Annotated in this window: 21 protein-coding genes; 15 read left to right on the top strand and 6 right to left on the bottom strand. The window is 63.6% G+C overall.

Going from position 1 to position 23,937, the window contains the following annotated elements; all coding sequences use genetic code 11:
• Window positions 1–5 precede the first annotated feature (5 nt).
• The 3 genes from POF53_RS01300 to POF53_RS01290 are packed head-to-tail and all read right to left on the bottom strand — an operon-like array spanning window position 6 to window position 2,459.
• Window positions 6–770, bottom strand: coding sequence for a TerB family tellurite resistance protein (locus tag POF53_RS01300; RefSeq protein ID WP_203649933.1), 765 nt, complete (start codon window positions 768–770; stop codon window positions 6–8).
• Between the two features lies 1 nt (window position 771).
• A complete protein-coding gene (gene murU, locus POF53_RS01295) occupies window positions 772–1,443 on the bottom strand; it encodes an N-acetylmuramate alpha-1-phosphate uridylyltransferase MurU (protein ID WP_498966013.1) in 672 nt (223 codons plus the stop codon).
• Complete coding sequence (locus POF53_RS01290) at window positions 1,440–2,459, bottom strand: aminoglycoside phosphotransferase family protein (protein ID WP_498966011.1); 1,020 nt, start codon at window positions 2,457–2,459, stop codon at window positions 1,440–1,442. The genes murU and POF53_RS01290 overlap by 4 nt, the downstream gene beginning before the upstream one ends.
• 177 nt (window positions 2,460–2,636) lie before the next feature.
• Here POF53_RS01290 and POF53_RS01285 point away from each other — a divergent pair, with 177 nt between their 5' ends.
• From POF53_RS01285 to POF53_RS01235, 11 genes are all read left to right on the top strand, one after another.
• A complete protein-coding gene (locus tag POF53_RS01285; protein ID WP_498966009.1) occupies window positions 2,637–5,402 on the top strand; it encodes an LPS-assembly protein LptD in 2,766 nt (921 codons plus the stop codon).
• Entirely contained in the window at window positions 5,383–6,702 is a 1,320-nt protein-coding gene (locus tag POF53_RS01280; RefSeq protein ID WP_232855079.1) for a peptidylprolyl isomerase, read from the top strand. The genes POF53_RS01285 and POF53_RS01280 overlap by 20 nt, the downstream gene beginning before the upstream one ends.
• Complete coding sequence (gene pdxA, locus POF53_RS01275; RefSeq protein WP_232855078.1) at window positions 6,699–7,688, top strand: 4-hydroxythreonine-4-phosphate dehydrogenase PdxA; 990 nt, start codon at window positions 6,699–6,701, stop codon at window positions 7,686–7,688. The genes POF53_RS01280 and pdxA overlap by 4 nt, the downstream gene beginning before the upstream one ends.
• Window positions 7,685–8,485, top strand: coding sequence for a 16S rRNA (adenine(1518)-N(6)/adenine(1519)-N(6))-dimethyltransferase RsmA (rsmA, locus tag POF53_RS01270; RefSeq protein ID WP_232855077.1), 801 nt, complete (start codon window positions 7,685–7,687; stop codon window positions 8,483–8,485). The genes pdxA and rsmA overlap by 4 nt, the downstream gene beginning before the upstream one ends.
• A gap of 189 nt (window positions 8,486–8,674) precedes the next feature.
• Window positions 8,675–9,055, top strand: a complete 381-nt coding sequence (gene apaG, locus POF53_RS01265; protein WP_186712684.1) for a Co2+/Mg2+ efflux facilitator ApaG/CorD — start codon at window positions 8,675–8,677, stop codon at window positions 9,053–9,055.
• On the top strand, window positions 9,055–9,912 hold the full coding sequence (locus tag POF53_RS01260) for a symmetrical bis(5'-nucleosyl)-tetraphosphatase (RefSeq protein ID WP_254464609.1): 858 nt from the start codon (window positions 9,055–9,057) through the stop codon (window positions 9,910–9,912). Before apaG ends, POF53_RS01260 begins: the two co-directional genes overlap by 1 nt.
• Before the next feature lie 13 nt (window positions 9,913–9,925).
• Window positions 9,926–10,255, top strand: coding sequence for a thiosulfate sulfurtransferase GlpE (gene glpE, locus POF53_RS01255; RefSeq protein WP_050703512.1), 330 nt, complete (start codon window positions 9,926–9,928; stop codon window positions 10,253–10,255).
• 282 nt (window positions 10,256–10,537) lie between these two features.
• Window positions 10,538–12,460: a PrkA family serine protein kinase gene (locus tag POF53_RS01250; RefSeq protein WP_203649925.1), complete on the top strand. Its 1,923-nt coding sequence runs from the start codon at window positions 10,538–10,540 to the stop codon at window positions 12,458–12,460.
• A gap of 119 nt (window positions 12,461–12,579) precedes the next feature.
• On the top strand, window positions 12,580–13,851 hold the full coding sequence (locus POF53_RS01245; protein WP_203649924.1) for a YeaH/YhbH family protein: 1,272 nt from the start codon (window positions 12,580–12,582) through the stop codon (window positions 13,849–13,851).
• Window positions 13,848–15,416, top strand: a complete 1,569-nt coding sequence (locus tag POF53_RS01240; RefSeq protein WP_232855075.1) for a SpoVR family protein — start codon at window positions 13,848–13,850, stop codon at window positions 15,414–15,416. Before POF53_RS01245 ends, POF53_RS01240 begins: the two co-directional genes overlap by 4 nt.
• A 58-nt stretch (window positions 15,417–15,474) precedes the next feature.
• The gene (locus POF53_RS01235; RefSeq protein ID WP_232855074.1) at window positions 15,475–16,572 is read left to right on the top strand and encodes a tRNA nucleotidyltransferase/poly(A) polymerase-related protein; all 1,098 of its coding nucleotides are present in this window, start codon (window positions 15,475–15,477) and stop codon (window positions 16,570–16,572) included.
• A 157-nt stretch (window positions 16,573–16,729) separates the two neighbouring features.
• Here POF53_RS01235 and folK read toward each other — a convergent pair whose 3' ends face one another.
• Window positions 16,730–17,239 carry a 2-amino-4-hydroxy-6-hydroxymethyldihydropteridine diphosphokinase gene (gene folK, locus POF53_RS01230; protein ID WP_498966003.1) on the bottom strand — a complete coding sequence of 170 codons (510 nt, stop codon included), beginning with the start codon at window positions 17,237–17,239 and terminating at the stop codon, window positions 16,730–16,732.
• The gene (folB, locus tag POF53_RS01225) at window positions 17,230–17,577 is read right to left on the bottom strand and encodes a dihydroneopterin aldolase (RefSeq protein ID WP_498966044.1); all 348 of its coding nucleotides are present in this window, start codon (window positions 17,575–17,577) and stop codon (window positions 17,230–17,232) included. Before folB ends, folK begins: the two co-directional genes overlap by 10 nt.
• 83 nt (window positions 17,578–17,660) lie before the next feature.
• Between folB and plsY the strand changes: the two genes are divergently transcribed.
• Complete coding sequence (plsY, locus tag POF53_RS01220; protein ID WP_050703505.1) at window positions 17,661–18,230, top strand: glycerol-3-phosphate 1-O-acyltransferase PlsY; 570 nt, start codon at window positions 17,661–17,663, stop codon at window positions 18,228–18,230.
• A gap of 25 nt (window positions 18,231–18,255) precedes the next feature.
• Here plsY and tsaD read toward each other — a convergent pair whose 3' ends face one another.
• Entirely contained in the window at window positions 18,256–19,281 is a 1,026-nt protein-coding gene (gene tsaD / locus POF53_RS01215; protein WP_203649916.1) for a tRNA (adenosine(37)-N6)-threonylcarbamoyltransferase complex transferase subunit TsaD, read from the bottom strand.
• 205 nt (window positions 19,282–19,486) lie between these two features.
• Between tsaD and rpsU the strand changes: the two genes are divergently transcribed.
• From rpsU to rpoD, 3 genes are all read left to right on the top strand, one after another.
• The gene (rpsU, locus tag POF53_RS01210; RefSeq protein ID WP_003255575.1) at window positions 19,487–19,702 is read left to right on the top strand and encodes a 30S ribosomal protein S21; all 216 of its coding nucleotides are present in this window, start codon (window positions 19,487–19,489) and stop codon (window positions 19,700–19,702) included.
• Window positions 19,703–19,981: 279 nt separating this feature from the next.
• Complete coding sequence (gene dnaG, locus POF53_RS01205) at window positions 19,982–21,970, top strand: DNA primase (protein WP_498966000.1); 1,989 nt, start codon at window positions 19,982–19,984, stop codon at window positions 21,968–21,970.
• A gap of 67 nt (window positions 21,971–22,037) precedes the next feature.
• Window positions 22,038–23,888, top strand: a complete 1,851-nt coding sequence (rpoD, locus tag POF53_RS01200) for an RNA polymerase sigma factor RpoD (protein ID WP_498965998.1) — start codon at window positions 22,038–22,040, stop codon at window positions 23,886–23,888.
• Window positions 23,889–23,937: the final 49 nt, after the last annotated feature.

The following is a 23,937-nucleotide window of genomic DNA, read 5'->3' as shown; positions in this document are numbered from 1 at the left end:
CAAACCTAAAGCCCGCGCCGCTTGCGAATCATGGCATAGGCCTGATGCAACTCGCGGGTATGCTCGGTCGCCTCGCGCACCTTGGCCTCACTGGCGCCACTGCCCACCAGCTTGTCCGGGTGATGTCGGCTGAGCAAACGTCGGTAGGCCTGCTTGACCTTGTCCGCCTCGGTATCCGGTTCCACCCCCAGCAGCCTCAACGCCGCCGCATAGGTCATGGCACCGCCCTCGACCGCCGACTTGCGCGGTTCATACTCCAGCGACATGGCCTGCACCTGGTTGCGACTGAGCCCCAACTGCTGCCCCCAGCCCAACAGCAGGTCGCGCTCCTGGCGCCCTGCCTTGCCGTCGGCCCAGACCATGCGCCAACAGGCACGCAGGGTACCCTCGGCAGCGTGAGGCTGCAGCTTGATCCGGCGCAGGTAGTGACCCAGCCGGCCCTTGCCCGACTTGCCGCGGTTGAACGCGGCAATCGCCCGCATCCGCGCAGGCTCGGCCAGGTCCAGCCGCGACATCTCCTGACGCGCCTGCTGGATATGCCCCTCGAGCACCCGGCCGTCGCTCTTGGCCAGGCGTCCGAGCAGGACAAACAGCAGTTCCTCGTCACGCAGCGCCGGGCGCCCACCCAGGCGCTCGCGCACATCCTCCCAACCCTGCAGTCGCAGGCGCCGATCCATGGCCTGTCCCAGCAACGCCCCCAGCAATGCCCCCGGGATGCTGGCCACGGCGAAACCGGCACCGGCACCAATCACTGTGCTCGGCCACCACATGTCAGGCACGCTCGCCGATCAGGCGCTCGACATCGGCCAGGCGCTCGAGGGTGCCGACATCGATCCAGTGGCCACGATAGTGCTCACCGCTCACCCGCCCCTCGACCATGGCCTTGCGCAGTAGCGGGGCCAACTTGAACGCGCCGGCTTGGCAACCCTCGAACAGGGCCGGACTCAGCACCGAGATGCCGCTGAAGGTCAGCGTTCCCGGCGCTTCGTCACCATCGCTCACCTGGCCATCCGCCAGGCGGAAGTCGCCACGGCCGTGATGACCGGGATTGTCCACCAGCACCAGGTGCGCCAGCCCTTGCAGGGGAGCATTCAGGCCTGTGAAGTCGTAGTCGGTCCAGACATCACCGTTGACCAGCAGGAACGGCGCATCCCCAAGCAGCGGCAACGCTTTGAAGATCCCGCCACCGGTTTCCAGTGGCTCGTCCTCCGGGGAGTAGCGGATGCTCAGTCCGAAACGGCTGCCGTCGCCCAGGTGGTCCTCGATCTGCTGGCCGAGCCAGGCGTGGTTGATGACCACTTCACGGATACCGGCGCGGGCCAGTGCCTCGAGGTGGTATTCGATCAGCGGCTTGCCGGCCGCGGGCACCAGTGGCTTGGGCGTATGCAGGGTCAGCGGGCGCATGCGCTCGCCCTTGCCTGCCGCCAGGATCATCGCCTTCATGAACGCGCCTCGCCCTTGAGCTCGGCAATCAGTTGCCCCAGCTCGGCCAGTTCGGGACGGCGAGCGACCACTTCATCTATATAGGCGAAGAAACGCGGCACGTCGGCGAGATAGCGCGGCTTGCCGTCACGGTGGCAGATGCGGGCAAAGATACCGATGACCTTGAGGTGGCGCTGCACCCCCATAAGGTCGCTGGCACGGTGGAACGCCTCGAACTCAGGCTGCACCGGGATGCCGGTGGCGCGGGCCTTCTCCCAATAACCACGCAGCCAGCCTTCCACGCGCGCCTGCGGCCAGCTAAGGAAGGCGTCCTTGAACAGGCAGGTGATGTCGTAGGTAACCGGGCCGTAGACGGCATCCTGGAAGTCCAGCACGCCTGGGTTGGGGGTGCTCTGCATCAGATTGCGCGGCATGTAGTCGCGGTGCACCAACACCTTGGGCTGGGCCAGGGCGCTGTCGATCAGCACCTGGCTGACCCGTTGCCAGGTGGCCTGCTGCGCTTCGCTGAAGCCCAGTCCCAGCTCGCGACCCACGTACCACTCGGGGAACAGCTCCACCTCGCGGCGCAGCAGGGCAACGTCATAGCTGGGCAGCGGCGCGTCCATCGGCAGCCGCTGGAACGCCAGCAGCGCATCGATGGCATCGGCGAACAGTGCGTCAGCGTTGTCCGAATCAATGATGTCCAGGTATGTCTGGTGACCCAGATCGCCCAACAACAGGAAACCACGCTCCAGGTCCTGGGCATGAATGACCGGCACGTTCACGCCCGCCGTGGCCAGCAGGTGATCGATATCGACGAACGGACGGCAATTTTCCTGCGGCGGCGGCGCATCCATGATCACGAAGCTGTGGCCAGCGCCCTCCCAGCGGAAATAACGACGGAAACTCGCATCGCTGCTGGCGGCGGTCAGGCTGCCGGGGGGCACTTCGCCCCAGGCGTTGCTAAGGAACAGGCTCTCCAGTTGCCCGGCAAGCCAGGCGGTCAGTTGTTGCAGGCGTACATCGTGATCGGGCATTACAAGGGTTCTCCGACGGCCCTAGCCGTCAAGCGGGTCATGCTTTATTATCCAGCATCTTTTTCAGACCATCGAGAGGCGTGCGGCCCCCACACGCGGGCAGATGGCACGCAGGAAGCCCGGACTAATAAGATGGCATTGAAATCCCCCGCGTTTCGTAGAAAGTTTCCATTGCTGGTGACAGGCGGTCTGCTGGCCCTGCAACCCCTGGCCACGTCGTACGTGGTGGCGGCCGAGCAGTTCGACTGCCAAGTTTCCGCTTCCGGTGGCTGGGACTGCAAGCCCAAGACCTCCGCCAACCTGCCTCCGCGCCCGGTTCATCCGGGTGCTGCCGCTGCCAGCTCGGGCGCCGAAGCGCCTGGCGAAGCCGCCGCACCCGAGGCCGAGAAGCCGATGCTGGTCACCGAGGCCAAGGGCCGCGGCCTGAAATCGCGCAGCGAAGACTACAGCCACCTGGACTGGGTCCCGCGCGAGAAGCTCACCGCTGCGCAGCTGGCCGAGACCGGCCCGTACTGCGGCGGCGCCTACATCGAGCCGACCCGCCCAGGCATGAACGACTCCACGCCCAAGGACGAGTCGCCCACCTACATCAACGCCAAGGTCTCCAAGTACCAGCAGGAGCAGCAGATCGCCACCCTCGCCGGTGACGTGGTCATGCGCCAGGGCAGCATGCAGGCCGAGGCGGACGAGGCCAACCTGTACCAGGCCGAGAACCGCGGCGAGCTCAAGGGCAACGTCAAGATCCGCGACAACGGCTCGCTGGTGGTCGGCGACGAGGCGCAGATCCAGCTCGACACCGGCGAAGCCCGGGTCGACAACGCCGAATACGTGATGCACAAGTCGCACATCCGCGGCAACGCGCTGTACGCCAAGCGCGCCGAGAACGCGATCATCCGCCTCAAGGACGGTACCTATACCACCTGTGAGCCGGGCAGCAACGCGTGGCAGCTCAAGGGCAACAACATCACCCTGAACCCGGCCACCGGCTTCGGCACCGCGACCAACGTGACGCTGCGGGTCAAGGATTTCCCGGTGTTCTACACACCGTACATCTACTTCCCGATCGACGACCGTCGCCAGTCCGGCTTCCTGCCGCCGTCGTTCAGCTCCAGCAGCGACACCGGCTTCATGCTGGTCACGCCGTACTACTTCAACCTGGCGCCTAACTACGACGCCACGTTGTACCCGCGCTACATGGCCAAGCGCGGCATGCTGATGGAAGGCGAGTTCCGCTACCTGACCAAGTCCAGCGAAGGGCAGTTCGGCGGCGCTTTCCTGAACGACAAGGACAACGACCGCGAACTGCAGACGGACTACAAGAAAGATCGCTGGATGGTCAACTGGCAGCACAAGGGCGGCCTGGACCAGCGCCTGATGGCCGAGGTCGACTACACCGACATCAGCGACCCGTTCTACTTCCAGGACCTGGAAACCGACCAGATCGGCGTGCAGAGCCGTGATTACATCAACCAGCGTGGCACGCTCACCTACCGTGGCGACTCCTACACCGCTGGCCTGAACGTGCACGCCTATGAGCTGGCAACCATTTCGCAGATCACGCCTTACGACCGCCTGCCTCAGCTGACCCTCAACGGCATGCTGCCATTCCACCCGGGCGGCCTGGACTTTGGTTACGAAGCCGAGGCGGTACGCTTCGATCGTGACCTGAAGAATGACTTCGTCCTGGACAAAGATGGTAATCCGGATGCCTCTGCCGGCCTCCCTGGCCGCCGGCTGGATGAAAACCTCTTCGGCGTTGCCCGCTCCAACGGCACCCGCCTCAACTTCGCACCCTCGATCAGCCTGCCGCTCGAGGCCAGCTACGGCTATGTCACGCCCAAGCTGAAGTACGTCTACACGCACTATGACCTCGACCTCGACAGCAAGGGCAAGAAAGACCTCGCCGACAACCCGGGCATGCTCGACGTGTATGGCGACTTCAAGAGCAATCAGAACCGCGATATTCCGGTCTTCAGTGTCGACAGTGGCCTGTACTTCGATCGCAATACACAGCTGTTCGGGACCAACTACCGCCAGACCCTCGAACCGCGTCTGTTCTACCTCTACGTGCCGTACAAGGACCAGACCGACATCCCGCTGTTCGACTCCGGCGAGAGCACCTTCAACTACTCGTCGCTGTTCCGCGACAACCGCTTCACCGGCACCGACCGCATCGGCGACGAGAACAAGCTGTCGCTGGGCGTGACCAACCGCTGGATCGAAGACAACGGTTTCCAGCGCCAGCGCTTCAGTATCGGCCAGGCTTTCTACTTCAAGGATCGCAAGGTCCAGCTGCCAGGTATCGACTACCGCACCCGAGTGGACAGCAAGTCGGATGTCTCGCCGTACGCGCTTGAATACGAATACGCTTTCAACCGCGACTGGCGCTTCAATTCGGACTACAACTGGGATCCGGACACCCACAGCCCTCGTTCGGGCAGCGCGATGTTCCACTACCAGCCCGAGGACAACCCGAACAAGGTCGTCAACCTCGGCTATCGCTACCGCAACGACCTGATCACCTACGACTCGCAGACCGGTAACTGGAAGGTCGGCGGTGGTGACTACGGTACGCCGGGCACGCCGGGCTACATCAAGGACTACTACAAGATCCAGCAGCACGACTTCTCGGTCATCTGGCCGATCGTGCCGCAATGGAGCGTCATTGCCCGCTGGCAGCATGACTACAACCGTAACCGCACGCTGGAAGCGATGGGCGGCTTCGAGTACGACAACTGCTGCTGGAAACTGCGCCTGATCAATCGCTACTGGATGGACTACGACGACTTCAGCCAAGCAATACCTGAAAACGAAAAGGGCGACCACGGGATCTTCCTGCAGATCGTGCTCAAAGGGCTCGGTGGTGTAGTCGGCAACAAGGTCGAATCGTTCCTGGACCAAGGCATTCAAGGTTACCGTACCCGTGAAGAGCAAGCTTATTGATCGTCTGCGCCCGCTGATGCTGGGCGCCGCAATGCTGAGTGGCGCGGTGCATGCCGCGGTGCAACCCATCGACCGCATCGTGGCCACCGTCGACAATGACGTGGTCATGCAGAGCCAGCTGGACCAGCGCGTGCGCGAAGTGCAGCAGACCATCGCCAAGCGTGGCGGCGGTGTGCCGCCAACCAGCGCGCTGGAACAGCAAGTGTTGGAACGCCTGATCGTCGAAAACCTGCAACTGCAGATCGGCGAGCGCTCGGGTATCCGCATCACCGACGAAGAACTGAACCAGGCCGTCGGCACCATTGCCCAGCGCAATGGCATGTCGTTGGAGCAGTTCCGCGCCGCCCTGGCCCACGACGGCCTGTCGTACGACGATGCCCGCGAGCAGATCAAGCGCGAGATGGTCATCAGCCGCGTGCGTCAGCGCCGGGTAGCCGAGCGTATCCAGGTGTCCGAGCAGGAAGTGAAGAACTTCCTCAACTCGGACCTGGGCAAGATGCAGATGTCCGAAGAGTACCGTCTGGCCAACATCCTCATCCCGACCCCGGAAGGCGCCAACTCGGACGCCATCCAGGCTGCCGCCCGCCAAGTCGGCGATGTCTACCAGCAACTCCGGCAGGGCAAGGACTTCGGCCAGATGGCCATTGAGCGTTCCGCCAGCGAGAACGCCCTGGAAGGCGGCGAGATGGGCTGGCGCAAGGCTGGCCAGCTGCCACCTGACTTCGCCAAGATGCTCAGCAGCATGGCCATTGGCGATATCACCCAACCGATCCGCATCCCCAACGGCTTCATCATCCTCAAGCTCGAGGAGAAGCGCGGTGGCAGCGAGAGCATCCTGCGCGACGAAGTGCATGTACGCCACATCCTGATCAAGCCGAGCGAGATCCGCAGCGAAGCCGCCACCGAGCAACTGGCCGAGCGTCTGTACGACCGGATCCAGAACGGTGAAGACTTCGCCGAACTGGCGAAGAGCTTCTCGGAAGACCCGGGCTCCGCGCTCAACGGCGGCGACCTCAACTGGGTCGACCCGAACAGCCTGGTGCCGGAGTTCCGCGAGCAGATGGCCAACGCCCAGCAAGGCGTGGTGACCAAGCCGTTCAAGACCCAGTACGGCTGGCATGTGCTGGAAGTCCTGGGCCGCCGCGCCACCGACAGCACCGAGCAGGCGCGCGAGCAGCAGGCCATGAACGTCCTGCGCAACCGCAAGTACGACGAAGAGCTGCAGAACTGGCTGCGCCAGATCCGCGACGAAGCCTACGTTGAAATCAAGCTGCCTGGCGTCGACCAGGCCGCCCAGTGAAGCCCCAGCGCTTCGCCGTCACGCCCGGCGAGCCGGCCGGCATAGGTCCCGACCTGTGCCTGCTGCTCGCCGCCGAGGCCCAGCCCCACCCCCTGATCGCCATCACCAGCCGTGACCTGCTCGCCGAGCGGGCCACGCAGCTGGGGCTGGCCGTCAGCCTGCTGCCCGTCACCCCCGACAGTTTCCCCAGCCTGCCAGCCCCCGCCGGCAGCCTGTACGTCTGGGACACACCACTGGCCAACCCGGTGGTGGCCGGACAGCTGGACAAAGCCAACGCCGCGTTCGTGCTGGAGACGCTGACCCGGGCCGGCCAGGGCTGCCTCGACGGGCAGTTCGCCGGGATGATCACCGCCCCCGTGCACAAGGGTGTGATCAACGAGAGTGGCATTGCCTTCTCCGGTCACACCGAATTCCTCGCCGACCTCACCCATACCGCGCAAGTGGTGATGATGCTGGCCACCCGAGGATTACGCGTGGCCCTGGTGACCACCCACCTGCCCCTGCGCGATATTGCCGACGCCATCACCGGCGAACGCCTGGAGCGCGTCACCCGCATCCTGCATGCGGACATGCGCGACAAGTTCGGCATCGCCAACCCACGCATCCTGGTCTGCGGGCTCAACCCGCATGCCGGAGAAGGCGGCCACCTGGGCCGCGAAGAAATTGACATCATCGAGCCGGCGCTGCAGCGCCTGCGCGCCGAAGGCATGGACCTGCGCGGTCCGCTGCCGGCCGATACCCTGTTTACCCCCAAATATCTGGAGCACTGCGATGCGGTGCTGGCGATGTACCACGACCAAGGCCTGCCCGTACTCAAGTACAAGGGCTTCGGCGCCGCGGTCAACGTGACGCTGGGCCTGCCGATCATCCGTACCTCGGTCGACCACGGCACTGCCCTGGACCTGGCCGGCACCGGTCGAATCGATACCGGCAGCCTGCGCGTCGCATTGGAAACCGCCTACCAGATGGCCGAGAACCGACCATGACCGAGCACTACCAACACCGGGCGCGCAAGCGCTTCGGCCAGAACTTCCTGCATGACGCCGGAATCATCGACCGCATCCTGCGGGCAATCAACGCCAAGGCCGGCGAACACCTGCTTGAAATCGGCCCGGGCCAGGGCGCCCTGACCGAGGGGCTGCTGGGCAGCGGCGCACAGCTGGACGTGGTGGAGCTGGACAAGGACCTGGTGCCGATCCTGCAACACAAGTTCGCCGGGCGCGACAACTTCCGCCTGCACCAGGGTGATGCCCTGAAGTTCGACTTCAACCAGTTGGGCGTGCCAGAGCGTAGCCTGAAGGTGGTCGGCAACCTGCCCTACAATATCTCCACCCCGCTGATCTTCCATCTGCTCAGCCACGCCGGGCTGATCCGCGACATGCACTTCATGCTGCAGAAGGAAGTGGTCGAGCGCATGGCTGCCGGCCCGGGTGGCGGTGACTGGGGGCGCCTGTCGATCATGGTGCAGTACCACTGCCGGGTCGAGCACCTGTTCAACGTTGGCCCTGGCGCCTTCAATCCGCCGCCGAAAGTGGACTCGGCCATCGTCCGCCTGGTACCGCACGCAGTGCTGCCTCATCCGGCCAAGGATGCGCGACTGCTGGAACAGGTGGTACGCGAGGCGTTCAACCAGCGCCGCAAGACCCTGCGCAATACCCTGAAAGGTCTGCTCGACAGCGCGGCCATCGAAGCCGCCGGTGTGGACGGCAGCCTGCGCCCCGAGCAGCTGGACCTGGCCGCCTTCGTGCGCCTGGCTGACCAGTTGGCTGATCAGCAAGCCTGATATCGCCTGTACCGGCCTCTTCGCGGGTAAACCCGCTCCCACAGTGACCGCGTGCGATTCCTGTGGGAGCGGGTTTACCCGCGAAGAGGCCGGTACTGATAACAACGATCTCAAGCCCCACCCCGCTGGCCCTCCCCCCTCTCAATGGCCTAGACTGCGTTATTGCGTCAGTTCGCCCAAGGCCCTTGCATGTCCGACCCCCGCTATCAGATCGACGTCAGCGTCGTGACCCGCTATCTCAAAGACCAATCCGACCCCGAAAGCAGCCGTTTCGCCTTCGCCTACACCATCACCGTGCAGAACAACGGCACGGTCACGGCCAAGCTGATGTCCCGCCATTGGCTGATCACCAACGGTGACGGCGAGGTCGAGGAAGTGCGCGGCGCCGGCGTGATCGGCCAGCAACCGCTGATCGAACCCGGCCAGAGCCACACCTACAGCAGCGGCGCGGTCATCAGCACCCGCGTCGGCACCATGCAGGGCAGCTACCAGATGTTCGCCGAGGACGGCAAGCGCTTCGACGCCACGATTGCCCCCTTCCGCCTGGCCGTGCCCGGGGCCCTGCACTGATGGCCACCTACGCGGTCGGCGACCTGCAAGGCTGCCTGCAACCGCTCAAGTGCCTGCTCGAACGCGTACGCTTCAACCCGGCGGTCGACCGGCTGTGGCTGGTGGGTGACCTGGTCAACCGTGGCCCCGAGTCCCTCGAGACCCTGCGCTACCTCTATTCGATCCGCCATGCGCTGGTCTGCGTGCTGGGCAATCACGACCTGCACCTGCTGGCGGCCTGGCACAATGTCGAGCGCCTGAAGAAAAGCGACACCCTGCGCGAAATCATCGAGGCCCCGGACGCCGACCAGCTGTTCGACTGGCTGCGCCGGCAGAAGCTGCTGCACTACGACGAAACCCGCGGCATTGCCATGGTCCATGCCGGCATCCCGCCGCAATGGACCCTGGGCAAGGCGCTGGAGCTGGCGGCCGAGGTCGAGGAAGTGCTGCGCGACGACGGCCGCCTGAAGCTGTACCTGGACGGCATGTACGGCAACGAGCCGAACAAGTGGAGCAAGGACCTGGCCGGCGTCGAGCGCCTGCGGGTGATCACCAATTACTTCACCCGCATGCGCTTCTGCACTGCCGCCGGCAAGCTCGACCTCAAGACCAAGGAAGGCGCCGACAGCGCCCCCAAAGGCTACAAGCCGTGGTTCGATCACCCGGACCGTCGCTCGCGTCATGTGAAGATCATCTTCGGCCACTGGGCCGCCCTCGAAGGCCGTGTCGATGTGCCCGGCGTGATCGCCCTGGACACCGGCTGCGTCTGGGGCGGCGCGATGACCCTGTACAATGTCGACAGTGGTGAGTTCCACCGCTGCGACTGCACCCGCGAGGGCACCCCGCGCCCGCCGGCTCCACTCAACGAACACCCCTGAAGGAACCGCACCCATGAGCGAATTCAAGCGCATTACCCCAGAGCAAGCCCTCGCCCTGCGTGCGCAAGGCGCGGTCGTGGTCGACATTCGCGACCCGCAGGCCTATGCCGCCGGGCACATCGCCGGCGCCACTCATCTGGATAATCACTCGGTTGCCGATTTCATCCGCAACGCCGACCTGGACGCGCCTACACTGGTTGTCTGCTACCACGGCAATTCCAGCCAGAGCGCTGCCGCCTACCTGGTCGGCCAGGGCTTCTCCAACGTCTACAGCATCGACGGTGGCTTCGAGCTGTGGCGCAACACCTACCCGGCGGAAACCGCCCAGGGCAGCGCCGAATAATTTTTTCATTTTTCCTCCAGCCCGCGCTTGGCGCGGGCTTGCGCCCGACCTGACGAACGGTCGCAGGCCTCTTCTCGGCTCCCCGCCCTTGACCTTGCGTATAACCAACTATCCTTAAGCCCAGGCCATCCAAAAAAGGGGAGAGCCGGTACACCGGCGTGCGGGTCATCGGTAGCGTTCCAAGGTGTTCTGGGGGGTATACAGCAATCGGCGAGCCCGGTTGCATGCCAGCATCAGCTGACTGATCCGGCGTCGTCTCCACGTATCGAGCGAGGTGACGTCATGAGCATTTTTAGCCACTTCCAACAACGTTTCGAGTCCACCCGCCAGGAAGAACTTTCGCTGCAGGAGTACCTCGAGCTGTGCAAAGAGGATCGCAGCGCCTATGCCTCGGCGGCCGAGCGGCTGTTGCTGGCCATCGGCGAACCAGAGCTGATCGACACCTCAAGCAACTCCAGGCTGTCGCGGATCTTCTCCAACAAGGTGATCCGCCGCTATCCGGCCTTTGCCGACTTCCATGGCATGGAAGAGTGCATCGACCAGATCGTCTCCTACTTCCGCCATGCCGCCCAAGGCCTGGAAGAGAAGAAACAGATCCTCTACCTGCTGGGCCCGGTGGGCGGCGGTAAATCGTCGCTGGCCGAGAAACTCAAGCAGCTGATGGAAAAGGTGCCGTTCTACGCCATCAAGGACTCGCCGGTATTCGAATCGCCCCTGGGCCTGTTCAATGCCGCCGAGGACGGCCAGATCCTCGAAGAGGAATACGGCATCTCGCGCCGCTACCTCAACACCATCATGTCGCCCTGGGCCACCAAGCGCCTGCAGGAGTTCGGCGGCGACATCAGCAAGTTCAAGGTGGTCAAGCTCTACCCATCCATCCTCAACCAAATCGCCATCGCCAAGACCGAGCCGGGCGACGAGAACAACCAGGACATCTCTGCCCTGGTGGGCAAGGTGGATATCCGCAAGCTCGAGGAATTCCCGCAGAACGACGCCGACGCCTACAGCTATTCGGGCGCCCTGTGCCGGGCCAACCAGGGCCTGATGGAATTCGTCGAGATGTTCAAGGCGCCGATCAAGGTCCTGCACCCGTTGCTCACCGCGACCCAGGAAGGCAACTACAACAGCACCGAGGGGTTGGGCGCGATCCCCTACTCCGGGATCCTGCTGGCCCACTCCAACGAATCGGAGTGGCACACCTTCCGCAACAACAAGAACAACGAGGCGTTCATCGACCGGATCTACATCGTCAAGGTGCCGTACTGCCTGCGCGTCAGCGACGAGATCAAGATCTACGACAAGCTGCTGATCAACAGCTCCCTGGCCAAGGCGCACTGCGCGCCGGACACCCTGAAGATGCTGGCCCAGTTCACCGTGCTCTCGCGCCTTAAAGAGCCCGAGAACTCCAACATCTACTCGAAGATGCGCGTGTACGACGGCGAGAACCTCAAGGACACCGACCCGAAAGCCAAGTCGATCCAGGAGTACCGCGACTCTGCGGGCGTCGACGAGGGCATGAACGGCCTGTCGACCCGCTTCGCCTTCAAGATCCTTTCCAAGGTGTTCAACTTCGACCCTCACGAGGTGGCGGCCAACCCAGTGCACCTGCTGTATGTGCTGGAGCAGCAGATCGAGCAGGAGCAGTTCCCCGCCGAGGTGCGCGAGCGCTACCTGCGCTACCTGAAGGAATACCTGGCACCGCGCTACATCGAGTTCATCGGCAAGGAAATCCAGACCGCCTACCTGGAGTCCTACAGCGAGTACGGCCAGAACATCTTCGACCGTTACGTGCTGTACGCCGACTTCTGGATCCAGGACCAGGAATACCGCGACCCGGAAACCGGCGAGATCCTCAACCGCATCGCCCTCAACGAGGAGCTGGAGAAGATCGAGAAGCCGGCCGGCATCAGCAATCCGAAGGATTTCCGCAACGAGATCGTCAACTTCGTGCTGCGCGCCCGGGCCAACAACAACGGCAAGAACCCCAGCTGGCTCAGCTATGAGAAGCTGCGGGTGGTGATCGAGAAGAAGATGTTCTCCAACACCGAGGACCTGCTGCCGGTCATCAGCTTCAACGCCAAGGCCAGCAAGGAGGATCAACAGAAGCACAACGACTTCGTCACCCGGATGGTGGAGCGTGGCTACACCGACAAGCAGGTTCGACTGCTGTCGGAATGGTACCTGCGGGTCAGGAAATCGCAATAAGGCGACACGCTACACGCCGTGCGTCCGAGGCTGGCCTTGCCGGCCCGGACGGCGGCGGCTGCTTTTACGCGCAGCTCGTAGCTTGAAGCATGCAGCTGTTCCCAGCTACCGGAGGGACCATGAGCTACGTAATCGACCGACGCCTGAACGGCAAGAACAAGAGCACGGTCAATCGCCAGCGCTTCCTGCGGCGTTACCGTGAACACATCAAGAAGGCCGTCGAAGAGGCCGTGAGCCGCCGCTCCATCATGGACATGGAGCATGGCGAACAGATCAGCATCCCGGGTCGTGACATCGACGAACCGGTGCTGCACCACGGTCGTGGCGGCAAGCAGACCATCGTCCACCCCGGCAACAAGGAATTCACCGCCGGCGAACACATCGCCCGGCCACAAGGTGGCGGCGGTGGCAGTGGCCGCGGCAAGGCCGGCAACTCCGGCGAGGGCATGGACGACTTCGTGTTCCAGATCACCCAGGAAGAATTCCTCGAATTCATGTTCGAGGACCTGGAGCTGCCCAACCTGGTCAAGCGCCACCTGACCGGTGCCGACACCTTCAAGACCGTACGCGCGGGCATTGCCAACGAGGGCAACCCGTCGCGCATCAACATCGTCCGCACCCTGCGCTCGGCCCACGCCCGGCGCATCGCCCTGACCGGCAGCAGCCGCGCCCTGCTGCGCGAGGCGCAGAAGGAGCTGGACCGGCTCAAGGTCGAGGAACCGGACAACTTCACCGACATCCAGGACACCGAGATCGAGATCGAGCGGCTCAAGGCGCGCATCAACCGCCTGCCGTTCCTCGACACCTTCGACCTGAAGTACAACCTGCTGGTCAAGCAGCCCAACCCCAGCTCCAAGGCGGTGATGTTCTGCCTGATGGACGTGTCCGGCTCCATGACCCAGGCCACCAAGGACATCGCCAAGCGCTTCTTCATCCTGTTGTACCTGTTCCTCAAGCGCAACTACGACCGCATCGAGGTGGTGTTCATCCGCCACCACACCAGCGCCCGCGAAGTGGACGAGGAAGAGTTCTTCTACTCCCGCGAGACCGGCGGCACCATCGTCTCCAGCGCGCTCAAGCTGATGCAGGAGATCATGGCCGAGCGCTATCCGGCCAGCGACTGGAACATCTACGCCGCCCAGGCCTCGGACGGCGACAACTGGAACGACGACTCGCCGATCTGCCGCGACATCCTCGCCAACCAGATCATGCAGCACGTGCAGTACTACACTTACGTCGAGATCACCCCACGCGAACACCAGGCGCTGTGGTACGAGTACGAGCGCATCGGCGAAGCGTTCCCCGACACCTTCGCCCAGCAGCAGTTGGTATCGGCCGGCGATATCTACCCGGTCTTCCGTGAACTCTTCCAGCGCAGGTTAGCCACATGACCGCCAGAGAGCAGAGACGCCAGCCCATCTCCACCGGCTCCGAATGGACGTTCGAGCTGATCCAGACCTACGACCGCGAGATCAGTCGCCTGGCCGCCCGCTACGCCCTGGACACCTACCCCAACCAGATCGAGGTGATCACCGCCGAGCAGATGATGGACGCCTACGCCTCGGTGGGCATGCCGCTGGGTTATCACCACTGGTCTTACGGCAAGCAATTCCTCAGCACCGAGAAGTCCTACAGCCGCGGCCAGATGGGCCTGGCCTACGAGATCGTGATCAACTCCGATCCGTGCATCGCCTACCTGATGGAAGAAAACACCATGTGCATGCAGGCACTGGTGATTGCTCACGCCTGCTACGGCCACAACAGCTTCTTCAAGGGCAACTACCTGTTCCGCACCTGGACAGACGCCAGCTCGATCATCGACTACCTGGTGTTCGCCAAGCAGTACATCGCTCAATGCGAGGAGCGCCACGGCATCGATGCCGTCGAGGACCTGATCGACTCCTGCCACGCCCTGATGAACTACGGCGTGGACCGCTACAAGCGCCCCTACCCCATTTCCGCCGAGGAAGAGCGGCGCCGGCAGAAGGAGCGCGAGGAGCACCTGCAACGGCAGATCAACGACCTCTGGCGCACCATCCCCAAGGGCGCCGAAAAAGGCGGCGAGAGAGACGACGCGCGCTTCCCGGCCGAGCCCCAGGAGAACATCCTCTACTTCATCGAGAAGCACGCCCCGCTGCTGGAGCCCTGGCAGCGCGAAGTGGTGCGCATCGTGCGCAAGATCGCCCAGTATTTCTACCCACAGCGCCAGACTCAGGTGATGAACGAAGGCTGGGCGACCTTCTGGCACTACACCCTGATGAACGACCTGTACGACGAGGGGCTGATCACCGAAGGCTTCATGATGGAGTTCCTGCAGTCGCACACCAGCGTGGTGTTCCAGCCTGGCTTCGACAGCCCCTACTACAGCGGCATAAACCCCTATGCCCTGGGCTTTGCCATGTACACCGACATCCGCCGCATGTGCGAGTACCCCACCGATGAGGATCGCCGCTGGTTCCCGGAGATCGCCGGCAGCGACTGGCTGTCGACGATCAAGTTCGCCATGAGCAGCTTCAAGGATGAAAGCTTCATCCTGCAGTACCTGTCACCCAAGGTGATGCGCGACCTCAAGCTGTTCAGCATCCTCGATGACGACCAGCGTGACGACCTGCTGGTGCCGGCGATTCATGACGAGGACGGCTACCGCACCATCCGCGAGCAGCTGGCCGCGCAGTACAACCTGGGCAACCGCGAACCCAACGTGCAGATCTGGAGCATCGACCGGCGCGGCGACCGCTCGCTGACCCTGCGTCACCAGCAGCACAACCGCAAACCGCTGGGCGACTCCACCGACGAGGTGCTCAAGCACCTGCACCGCCTGTGGGGCTTCGATATCCACCTGGAGACCGTGCAGGGCGACCAGGTGATGAAGACCCACCACATGCCACCGCGCAGCGAGCACAGCGAGGCCGGCGACTACGGGCGCATGGACCTGGCCGTGGTGCACCACCTCTAGCCCGGCCCGCACCATTTTTGCCGACAAGGTATCCTGTCGGCAGAAATGGAGGTTTCACATGCAGATCTACAAGGTTGGCGGCGCCGTGCGCGACCGCCTGCTTGGCCGTCCGGTCAGCGACGTCGACTGGTTGGTGGTTGGCGCCACCGTCGAACAGATGCAGGCCCAGGGATTCCGCCCGGTCGGCGCCGATTTCCCGGTGTTCCTGCACCCGAAGACCGGTGAGGAATATGCCCTTGCCCGTACCGAGCGCAAGAGCGGGCGCGGTTATGGCGGTTTCACCTTTCACGCAAGCCCCGAAGTCACCCTCGAAGAAGATCTGGTTCGTCGCGACCTGACCATCAATGCCATGGCCGAGGATGAACACGGCGTACTGCACGATCCCTATCACGGCAAGGCCGATCTCGAGCAGCGGATCCTTCGCCATGTTTCCCCGGCGTTCGCCGAAGATCCCCTGCGGGTTCTGCGCGTTGCGCGCTTTGCGGCCCGCTACGCGCCCTTGGGTTTCCACGTCGCCGACGACACCCTGAAACTGATGCGCCAGATCGCCGAGTCGGGCGAGCTGCAGGCACTGACCGCCGAGCGCAGCTGGAAGGAGATCGAACGGGCATTGATGGAAAGCGAGCCACAGGTGTTCATCGAGGTGCTGCGCAGTTGCGGCGCGCTGAACGAGCTGATGCCAGAGCTGGAGCACGGCGCCGATACACTGGCTGCGTTGCACCAGGCGGCCAGGCACCAGCAATCACTGCCGGTGCGTTGGGCATGCCTGCTGCGCGGATTGGAGCCAACGGCGATCAAGGCACTCAACCAGCGCTTCAAGGTCCCACGCGAATGCCAGGAACTGGCAGTACTGGTAGGAGAGTTCGCCGAACGGGCCGATGAAGCCCAGGCACTGGAGCCGACAAGCCTGCTGGAGTTGCTGCAGAAGTTCGATGTGTATCGACGACCGCAACGCTTCGAGGATTTCATCGCCGCGTGCGAGATGGCTGCGCCAGGCTCGGCGTACCCTCAGGGCATGTACCTGCGGGGAGCCGCTGAAGCGGCGCGGGCAGTGGAGGTGAAGTCGCTGGTTGAGAAAGGAATGACCGGAAAGGCCTTGGGTGACGCACTGAAAGACAAACGGCTGAAGGCGCTCGAAGCATACCAATCAGCTTGATCCGCCCCCGCCCTTCGCGGGTAAACCCGCTCCCACAGGGATCGCGCCAGATTCTAAAAATTGAGCAAGACAGTTGCTCCCACAGGTTTTTCACCGCCCTCAACAGCGGCGCGATACCTGTGGGAGCGGGTTTACCCGCGAAGAGGGCGGTACTGGCTTACATCAGAGTCAGCTGCAACCCTCGCCATTCGAACGGCACCGGCGCCAGTACCTGTTCAATGCTCGCCTCCCGCCACAGCTGCTCCATGGACTTGCCCTCGCCCGGATGCACCAGTTCCGGTGCCAGCAACGACAACGGCCACAGCACAAAGGCGTTCTTCACGATCTCCGCCCGCGGCAGCACCAGACCATTGAACGTGCCACACAGGTCATCGAACATCAGTACATCGATATCCAGCGGCAGCCCCTTGCGATCCGGGGCGTAGCGGCCGTTTTCAGCCTCGATGAACTTGAGCCGGCGGTCGAGTTCCAGCAGCGGCAGGTCGGTGCATCCGCGCACTACCAGATTGTAAAACGGGCCGCTCTTGATTCCCACGGCCTGGCTCTCGAACACTGCGGAGCAGTGCATGTCACTGAGCATGCCTGCCAACGCATCGAGTCCCGCACACAAGTGCCGCTCGCGGTCGATGTTGCTGCCCAGCCCGAGATATACCGTACTCAGAGACATCCGCGCTCGATCTCCACGCCTACACCGCCACGGGCCGCAGGCACCGCGCCCGGCTTGGTCAGCTTCAGCCGCACCCAGGGGATGTTGAACTCGGCCATCAGCACCGCCACCAGACGCTCGGCGAAGGTCTCCACCAGCTCGAAGCGGGCCTGTTCGGCAAAGGCCTGGACGCGCGCCGAGACACTGGCATAGTCCAGCGCCAGTGACAGGTCGTCACCGGCCGCCGCCGGGCGGTTGTCCCAGGCGAAACTCAGGTCCAGGCGCAGGCACTGGCGAATATCCCGCTCCCAGTCATAGGCACCGATGACGGTATCGACTTCCAGGCCTTCGATGAACACTCTGTCCAAGCACTTCTCTCCACAGCACGACAAGGGCGACGGGCGCCGTTAGAATCAGGGCGTCCTCGCCCGGAATAGTTAGCATGTTTTGGTCACTGGCGCTGCTTGCCTACCTGCTCGGCTCTCTGTCCTTCGCCATCGTCCTGAGCCGCCTCAGCGGCAGCCCCGACCCGCGCTCCAGCGGCTCGGGCAATGCCGGCGCGACCAACATGCTACGCCTGGCAGGCCGCAAGCTGGCGATCCTGACGCTGCTCGGCGACCTGTGCAAGGGCATGTTGCCAGTACTGCTGGCCCGCCTGGCCGGGCTCGACCAGCAGGAACAGGCCTGGGTCGGCATCTGCGCGGTGCTCGGCCACCTGTTCCCGGTGTACTTCCGTTTCCAGGGCGGCAAGGGCGTGGCCACCGCCGCCGGCATGCTCATGGCGTTGTACTTTCCCGCCGCACTGCTGGCCATCGGCGCCTGGCTGCTGACCTTCTACCTGACCCGCACCAGCTCGCTGGCAGCCTTGATCGCCACGCCGCTGACGCTGCCATTGCTGGCCTGGCGAGAGCCCGAAGCGCTGTTGCCGATGACGGTGTTGACGATCCTGATCGTCTGGCGCCACCGCAACAACCTGCGTGACCTGTTCGCCGGGCGCGAACGCCATTTCTGAGGCGCGCGCATGACCCCGGCGCGGCTCACACCGCCGGCAACTGCTCCATCGGCCAGCGCGCCTGCACGCTGATGGCCAGGTCCTGCTGCTGCCCGGCCAGCAGGCGCTGGCAACCGGCGTAGGCGATCATCGCGCCGTTGTCAGTGCAGAACCGTGGACGGGCGTAATAGACATTGCCCTTGATGCTGGCCAGCATGTCTTCCAGCGAAGCACGCAAGGCGGTGTTGGCACTCACGCCACCGGCGATGACCAGACGCTTGAGGCCTGTCTGCTTGAGGGCGCGCTTGCACTTGATGGTCAGAGTCTCCACCACCGCCTGCTGGAACGCCAGCGACACGTCGCAACGGGTTTGCTCGTTGTCGTCCCCGGCGTCGCGGCATTGCTGCCAGGTGTTCAGGGCGAAGGTCTTGAGGCCGCTGAAACTGAACTGCAGGCCTGGCCGATCGCACATCGGTCGCGGGAACACGAAGCGCCCGGGCGTGCCTTGCTCGGCCAGGCGGGCGATTTCCGGCCCACCCGGATAATTGAGGCCGATCAGCTTGGCGGTCTTGTCGAAAGCTTCGCCAGCGGCGTCGTCCAGGCTCTCGCCCAGCAGCTCGTACTGGCCGATGCCATCGACCCGCACCAGCTGGGTGTGGCCGCCCGACACCAACAAAGCGACGAACGGAAACTCCGGTGGCTGCTCCTCGAGCATCGGCGCCAGCAGATGGCCTTCCATATGGTGCACGCCGATCGCCGGAATATCCCAGGCGAACGCCAGCGCCTGGGCGCAGGAGGCGCCCACCAGCAGTGCGCCGACCAGGCCGGGACCCGCGGTGTAGGCGATGGCGTCGATCTCGGTGGCGACGCAGTCGGCTTCCTGCAGCACCTGGCGGATCAGCGGCAGCATGCGCTTGACGTGGTCGCGCGAGGCGAGCTCGGGCACCACGCCGCCATAGACGCGGTGCAGGTCGATCTGGCTGAACAGCGCGTCGGCCAGCAGGCCGCGCTCACTGTCGTATAATGCGACGCCAGTTTCGTCGCAGGATGTTTCCAATCCCAGTACTAGCATGGGTCCGTGCCTTGTCGAGGCTGAATTCGAAGGCGCGCATGATAGTCCCCGTGTCCGGTGCCGACCAGCGGTTTTCGATCAGAGGCTTTGCATTCCGGCCAGCTAAGGGTTAACATCCGCAACCCTTGAAAACCGACGTTCTCCAGCACACCTTATGTTTTGCCAGGAGCACGTCTACCCCGGTAATGAATTAAGGTAGCCCTGGATGCCAGCCGTCAAAGTTAAAGAGAACGAACCCTTCGACGTAGCTCTGCGTCGTTTCAAGCGCTCCTGCGAAAAAGCCGGTGTACTGGCTGAAGTTCGTAGCCGCGAGTTTTACGAGAAGCCGACCGCCGAGCGTAAGCGCAAAGCCGCTGCCGCTGTAAAGCGTCACGCCAAGAAGGTTCAGCGCGAACAGCGCCGCGCCGTTCGTCTGTACTAAGTACAGCCGTTCTACGCAAAGCTTCTGCCATGCCCGGCCTCGTGCCGGGCTGATGGCAGCGGTCGTTTCAAACCCTTGGCCATGCGCCATGGGCGCCCCGGCAAAAGCCATGGGCAACCTGCTTCAACGCGTCAGAACTGGTCCTCGACCAGGCGTGCACGTCCTTTCTGACGAGCCCTTAACGGGCTGGTGACGAGCACACTCCTCTTCCTGCGATACCCCACGCCAAACCCGCGCACAAGCGTTTAGACTTGCCAGTTGCCAGATGACGAGACTGCCATGGCCGGGCTGATTCCCCAGAGCTTCATCGATGACCTTCTCAACCGCACCGACATCGTCGATGTGGTGAGTTCGCGCGTCCAGCTGAAGAAGACCGGCAAGAACCTGTCCGCCTGCTGCCCGTTCCACAAGGAAAAGAGCCCTTCCTTCACCGTCAGCCCCGACAAGCAGTTCTACTACTGCTTCGGCTGCGGCGCCGGCGGCAACGCGCTTGGCTTCATCATGGATCACGACAACCTGGACTTCCCCCAGGCGGTCGAGGAACTGGCCCGCGCGGCCGGCATGGAAGTCCCGCGGGAAGAAGGCCGTCGCGGACAGAAGCCGCGCCAGCCAACCGATTCACCGCTGTACCCGCTGCTGGAGGCGGCCAGCGAGTTCTACCGCCAGGCCCTGCGCGGCCACGCCACCCGCAAGGCGGCGGTGGACTACCTCAAGGGCCGCGGCCTGTCCGGCGAGATCGCCCGCGACTTCGGCCTGGGCTTCGCCCCGCCGGGCTGGGACAACCTGCTCAAGCACCTGGGCGCCGACTCGCTGCAGCAGAAAGTGATGATCGACGCAGGCCTCTTGATCGAGAATGCTGAAAGCGGCAAGCGCTACGACCGCTTCCGCGACCGGGTGATGTTCCCGATCCGCGACAGCCGTGGCCGGGTCATCGCCTTCGGCGGCCGGGTACTGGGCGACGACAAGCCCAAGTACCTGAACTCCCCGGAAACCCCGGTGTTCCACAAGGGCCAGGAACTGTACGGCCTGTACGAGGCACGCAAGCACAACCGCAACCTCGACGAGATCATCGTGGTCGAGGGCTACATGGACGTCATCGCCCTGGCCCAGCAGGGCCTGCGCAACGCGGTGGCCACCCTCGGCACGTCCACCAGCGAGGAGCACCTCAAGCGCCTGTTCCGCGTGGTGCCCAGCGTGCTGTTCTGCTTCGACGGCGACCAGGCCGGACGCAAGGCTGCCTGGCGCGCCCTGGAGGCGACCCTGTCGAGCCTGCAGGATGGCCGCCGTGCGCGCTTCCTGTTCCTGCCCGAGGGCGAAGACCCGGACAGCCTGGTGCGCGCTGAAGGCACCGACGCCTTCCAGGCCCGCATCAACCAGCACGCCCAGCCACTGGCCGACTACTTCTTCGAACAGTTGAGCAACGAGGCCGACCCGCGCTCGCTGGAAGGCAAGGCGCACATGGTCACCCTGGCCGCACCGCTTATCGAAAAAGTCCCGGGCGCCAACCTGCGCCAACTCATGCGCAACCGCCTGAAGGACATTACCGGCCTCGACCCGCAACAGATGGAGCAACTGGCGCAGAGTGCGCCGACGCCCAGCACTCCGGATTACGACCCCGGCTACGACTACGACGCGATGGTCAGCTACACGCCGGACCATGGCGACATGCACTACCAGCCCGACTACCCCCCGGCGCAACAGGAACAACGCCCCTGGACGCCGAACAAGGGCGGCGGCAAGAAACAATGGGACGGTAAGCCGTGGGACAAGAAAGGCGGCAAGCCCTGGCAACGCGACGGCCAGCGCGGCGAAGCCCCGCCACGGGTACCGGCGCCGGTCGAGCCGCCGACGCTGTCGGCCCTGCGCACCCTGCTGCACCACCCGTTGCTGGCCGGCAAGGTCGAGGACGCCAGTCACTTCGCCGACGAAGAACAATTGTACAGCCAGCTGCTGGTGGCACTGATCGAGGCCGCGCAGAAGAATCCTAAGCTAAGCTCTATGCAGCTGATCGCACGCTGGCACGGCACCGAACAGGGCCGCCTGTTGCGCGCCCTGGCAGAAAAGGAGTGGTTGATCGATGCCGACAACCTTGAACAACAGTTTTTCGACACTATAACTAGTTTGTCCGCTCGCCAACGCGAGCGCAGCCTGGAACATCTGCTCAGGAAAGCGCGTCTAAGTGAACTGAGTACAGAGGAAAAATCTCAGCTGCTCGCCCTGCTGAGCCGCAATGTTCCCGCACAAAACCCGACCTCATCTGGCGCGTGAGGTCCAGGTTCGGGTATAATCCTCGGCTTGTTTTTTGCCCGCCAAGACCTTCAGTGGATAGGGTGTTATGTCCGGAAAAGCGCAACAGCAATCTCGTATCAAAGAGTTGATCACCCGCGGTCGTGAGCAGGGCTACCTGACTTACGCGGAGGTCAACGACCACCTGCCTGAGGATATTTCAGATCCGGAACAGGTGGAAGACATCATCCGCATGATCAACGACATGGGGATCAACGTATTCGAGAGTGCTCCGGATGCGGATGCCCTGTTGTTGGCGGAAGCCGACACCGACGAAGCCGCAGCCGAAGAAGCCGCCGCAGCGTTGGCGGCAGTAGAGACCGATATCGGCCGCACGACCGACCCGGTGCGCATGTACATGCGCGAAATGGGTACCGTCGAGCTGCTGACCCGCGAAGGCGAGATCGAAATCGCCAAGCGTATCGAGGAAGGCATCCGTGAAGTCATGGGCGCCATCGCTCACTTCCCGGGCACCGTCGACTACATCATCAGCGAATACGACCGCGTCACCGTCGAAGGCGGCCGTCTGTCCGATGTCCTCAGCGGTTATATCGACCCTGACGACAACATCGCCGCGCCGACCGAAGAAGTACCGATTCCAGGTGCCAAGGCCGCCGCTGCGAAGGAAGAAGAAGACGACGACGACGAAAACGCTGAAAGCAGCGATGACGAGGAAGAGACCGAAAGCGGTCCGGATCCGGTCGTTGCCGCGCAGCGCTTCGGTGCGGTCAAGGATCAGCTGGTCGACACCCTCAAGGTGCTGAAGAAGCACGGTCGAGGCCACAAGGACAGCATCGGCGCCATGCAGGCCCTGGCTGACCTGTTCATGCCGATCAAGCTGGTACCGAAGCAGTTCGACGTACTGGTCGAGCGTGTACGCGGCGCCCTTGACCGCCTGCGCCAGCAAGAACGCGCCATCATGCAGCTGTGCGTGCGTGACGCGCGCATGCCGCGCGCCGACTTCCTGCGCCTGTTCCCGAGCAACGAAACCGACCAGACCTGGTCCGGTGACCTGGCCAAGCGCAACACCAAATGGGCCGCCGCCCTGGGTGAAAAGGACGCCGCCATCGTTGCCTGCCAGCAGAAGTTGATCGACCTCGAGACCGAGACCGGCCTGACCGTCGCCGAGATCAAGGACATCAACCGTCGCATGTCCATCGGCGAAGCCAAGGCCCGCCGCGCCAAGAAGGAAATGGTCGAGGCGAACCTGCGTCTGGTGATCTCGATCGCCAAGAAGTACACCAACCGCGGCCTGCAGTTCCTCGACCTGATCCAGGAAGGCAACATCGGCTTGATGAAGGCGGTGGACAAGTTCGAATACCGTCGCGGCTACAAGTTCTCGACCTACGCCACCTGGTGGATCCGCCAGGCGATCACCCGCTCGATCGCCGACCAGGCGCGCACCATCCGTATTCCGGTGCACATGATCGAGACGATCAACAAGCTCAACCGCATTTCCCGGCAGATGCTGCAGGAAATGGGTCGCGAACCGACCCCGGAAGAGCTGGGCGAGCGCATGGAGATGCCTGAGGACAAGATCCGCAAGGTGTTGAAGATCGCCAAAGAGCCGATCTCCATGGAGACCCCGATCGGTGACGACGAAGATTCGCACCTGGGCGACTTCATCGAGGACTCGACCATGCAGTCCCCGATCGACGTGGCCACGGTCGAAAGCCTCAAGGAAGCGACCCGTGACGTGCTCTCGGGCCTGACCGCGCGCGAAGCCAAGGTGCTGCGCATGCGTTTCGGCATCGACATGAACACCGACCACACCCTCGAAGAGGTAGGCAAGCAGTTCGACGTGACCCGCGAGCGGATCCGTCAGATCGAAGCCAAGGCGCTGCGCAAGCTGCGCCACCCGACGCGAAGCGAGCATCTGCGCTCCTTCCTCGACGAGTAAAGACGAACCCCGGCCCAGGCCGGGGTTTTTCTTATGTGACAGAAGGTCG

Source organism: Mitsuaria sp. RG (genome assembly GCF_028369275.1).
Classification (GTDB): Bacteria; Pseudomonadota; Gammaproteobacteria; order Pseudomonadales; family Pseudomonadaceae; genus Aquipseudomonas; species Aquipseudomonas peradeniyensis.
Note: the sequence above shows the minus strand (reverse complement) of the source record. Positions and strands in the feature narration are given on the sequence as shown.

Coding starts and splice junctions, on each gene's coding strand:
- POF53_RS01300 (WP_203649933.1), bottom strand. CDS start 770: ATGTGGTGGCCGAGCACAGTGATTGGTGCCGGTGCCGGTTTCGCCGTG.
- murU (WP_498966013.1), bottom strand. CDS start 1,443: ATGAAGGCGATGATCCTGGCGGCAGGCAAGGGCGAGCGCATGCGCCCG.
- POF53_RS01290 (WP_498966011.1), bottom strand. CDS start 2,459: ATGCCCGATCACGATGTACGCCTGCAACAACTGACCGCCTGGCTTGCC.
- rsmA (WP_232855077.1), top strand. CDS start 7,685: ATGACCGAGCACTACCAACACCGGGCGCGCAAGCGCTTCGGCCAGAAC.
- apaG (WP_186712684.1), top strand. CDS start 8,675: ATGTCCGACCCCCGCTATCAGATCGACGTCAGCGTCGTGACCCGCTAT.
- POF53_RS01260 (WP_254464609.1), top strand. CDS start 9,055: ATGGCCACCTACGCGGTCGGCGACCTGCAAGGCTGCCTGCAACCGCTC.
- glpE (WP_050703512.1), top strand. CDS start 9,926: ATGAGCGAATTCAAGCGCATTACCCCAGAGCAAGCCCTCGCCCTGCGT.
- POF53_RS01250 (WP_203649925.1), top strand. CDS start 10,538: ATGAGCATTTTTAGCCACTTCCAACAACGTTTCGAGTCCACCCGCCAG.
- POF53_RS01245 (WP_203649924.1), top strand. CDS start 12,580: ATGAGCTACGTAATCGACCGACGCCTGAACGGCAAGAACAAGAGCACG.
- POF53_RS01240 (WP_232855075.1), top strand. CDS start 13,848: ATGACCGCCAGAGAGCAGAGACGCCAGCCCATCTCCACCGGCTCCGAA.
- POF53_RS01235 (WP_232855074.1), top strand. CDS start 15,475: ATGCAGATCTACAAGGTTGGCGGCGCCGTGCGCGACCGCCTGCTTGGC.
- folK (WP_498966003.1), bottom strand. CDS start 17,239: ATGTCTCTGAGTACGGTATATCTCGGGCTGGGCAGCAACATCGACCGC.
- plsY (WP_050703505.1), top strand. CDS start 17,661: ATGTTTTGGTCACTGGCGCTGCTTGCCTACCTGCTCGGCTCTCTGTCC.
- tsaD (WP_203649916.1), bottom strand. CDS start 19,281: ATGCTAGTACTGGGATTGGAAACATCCTGCGACGAAACTGGCGTCGCA.
- rpsU (WP_003255575.1), top strand. CDS start 19,487: ATGCCAGCCGTCAAAGTTAAAGAGAACGAACCCTTCGACGTAGCTCTG.
- dnaG (WP_498966000.1), top strand. CDS start 19,982: ATGGCCGGGCTGATTCCCCAGAGCTTCATCGATGACCTTCTCAACCGC.
- rpoD (WP_498965998.1), top strand. CDS start 22,038: ATGTCCGGAAAAGCGCAACAGCAATCTCGTATCAAAGAGTTGATCACC.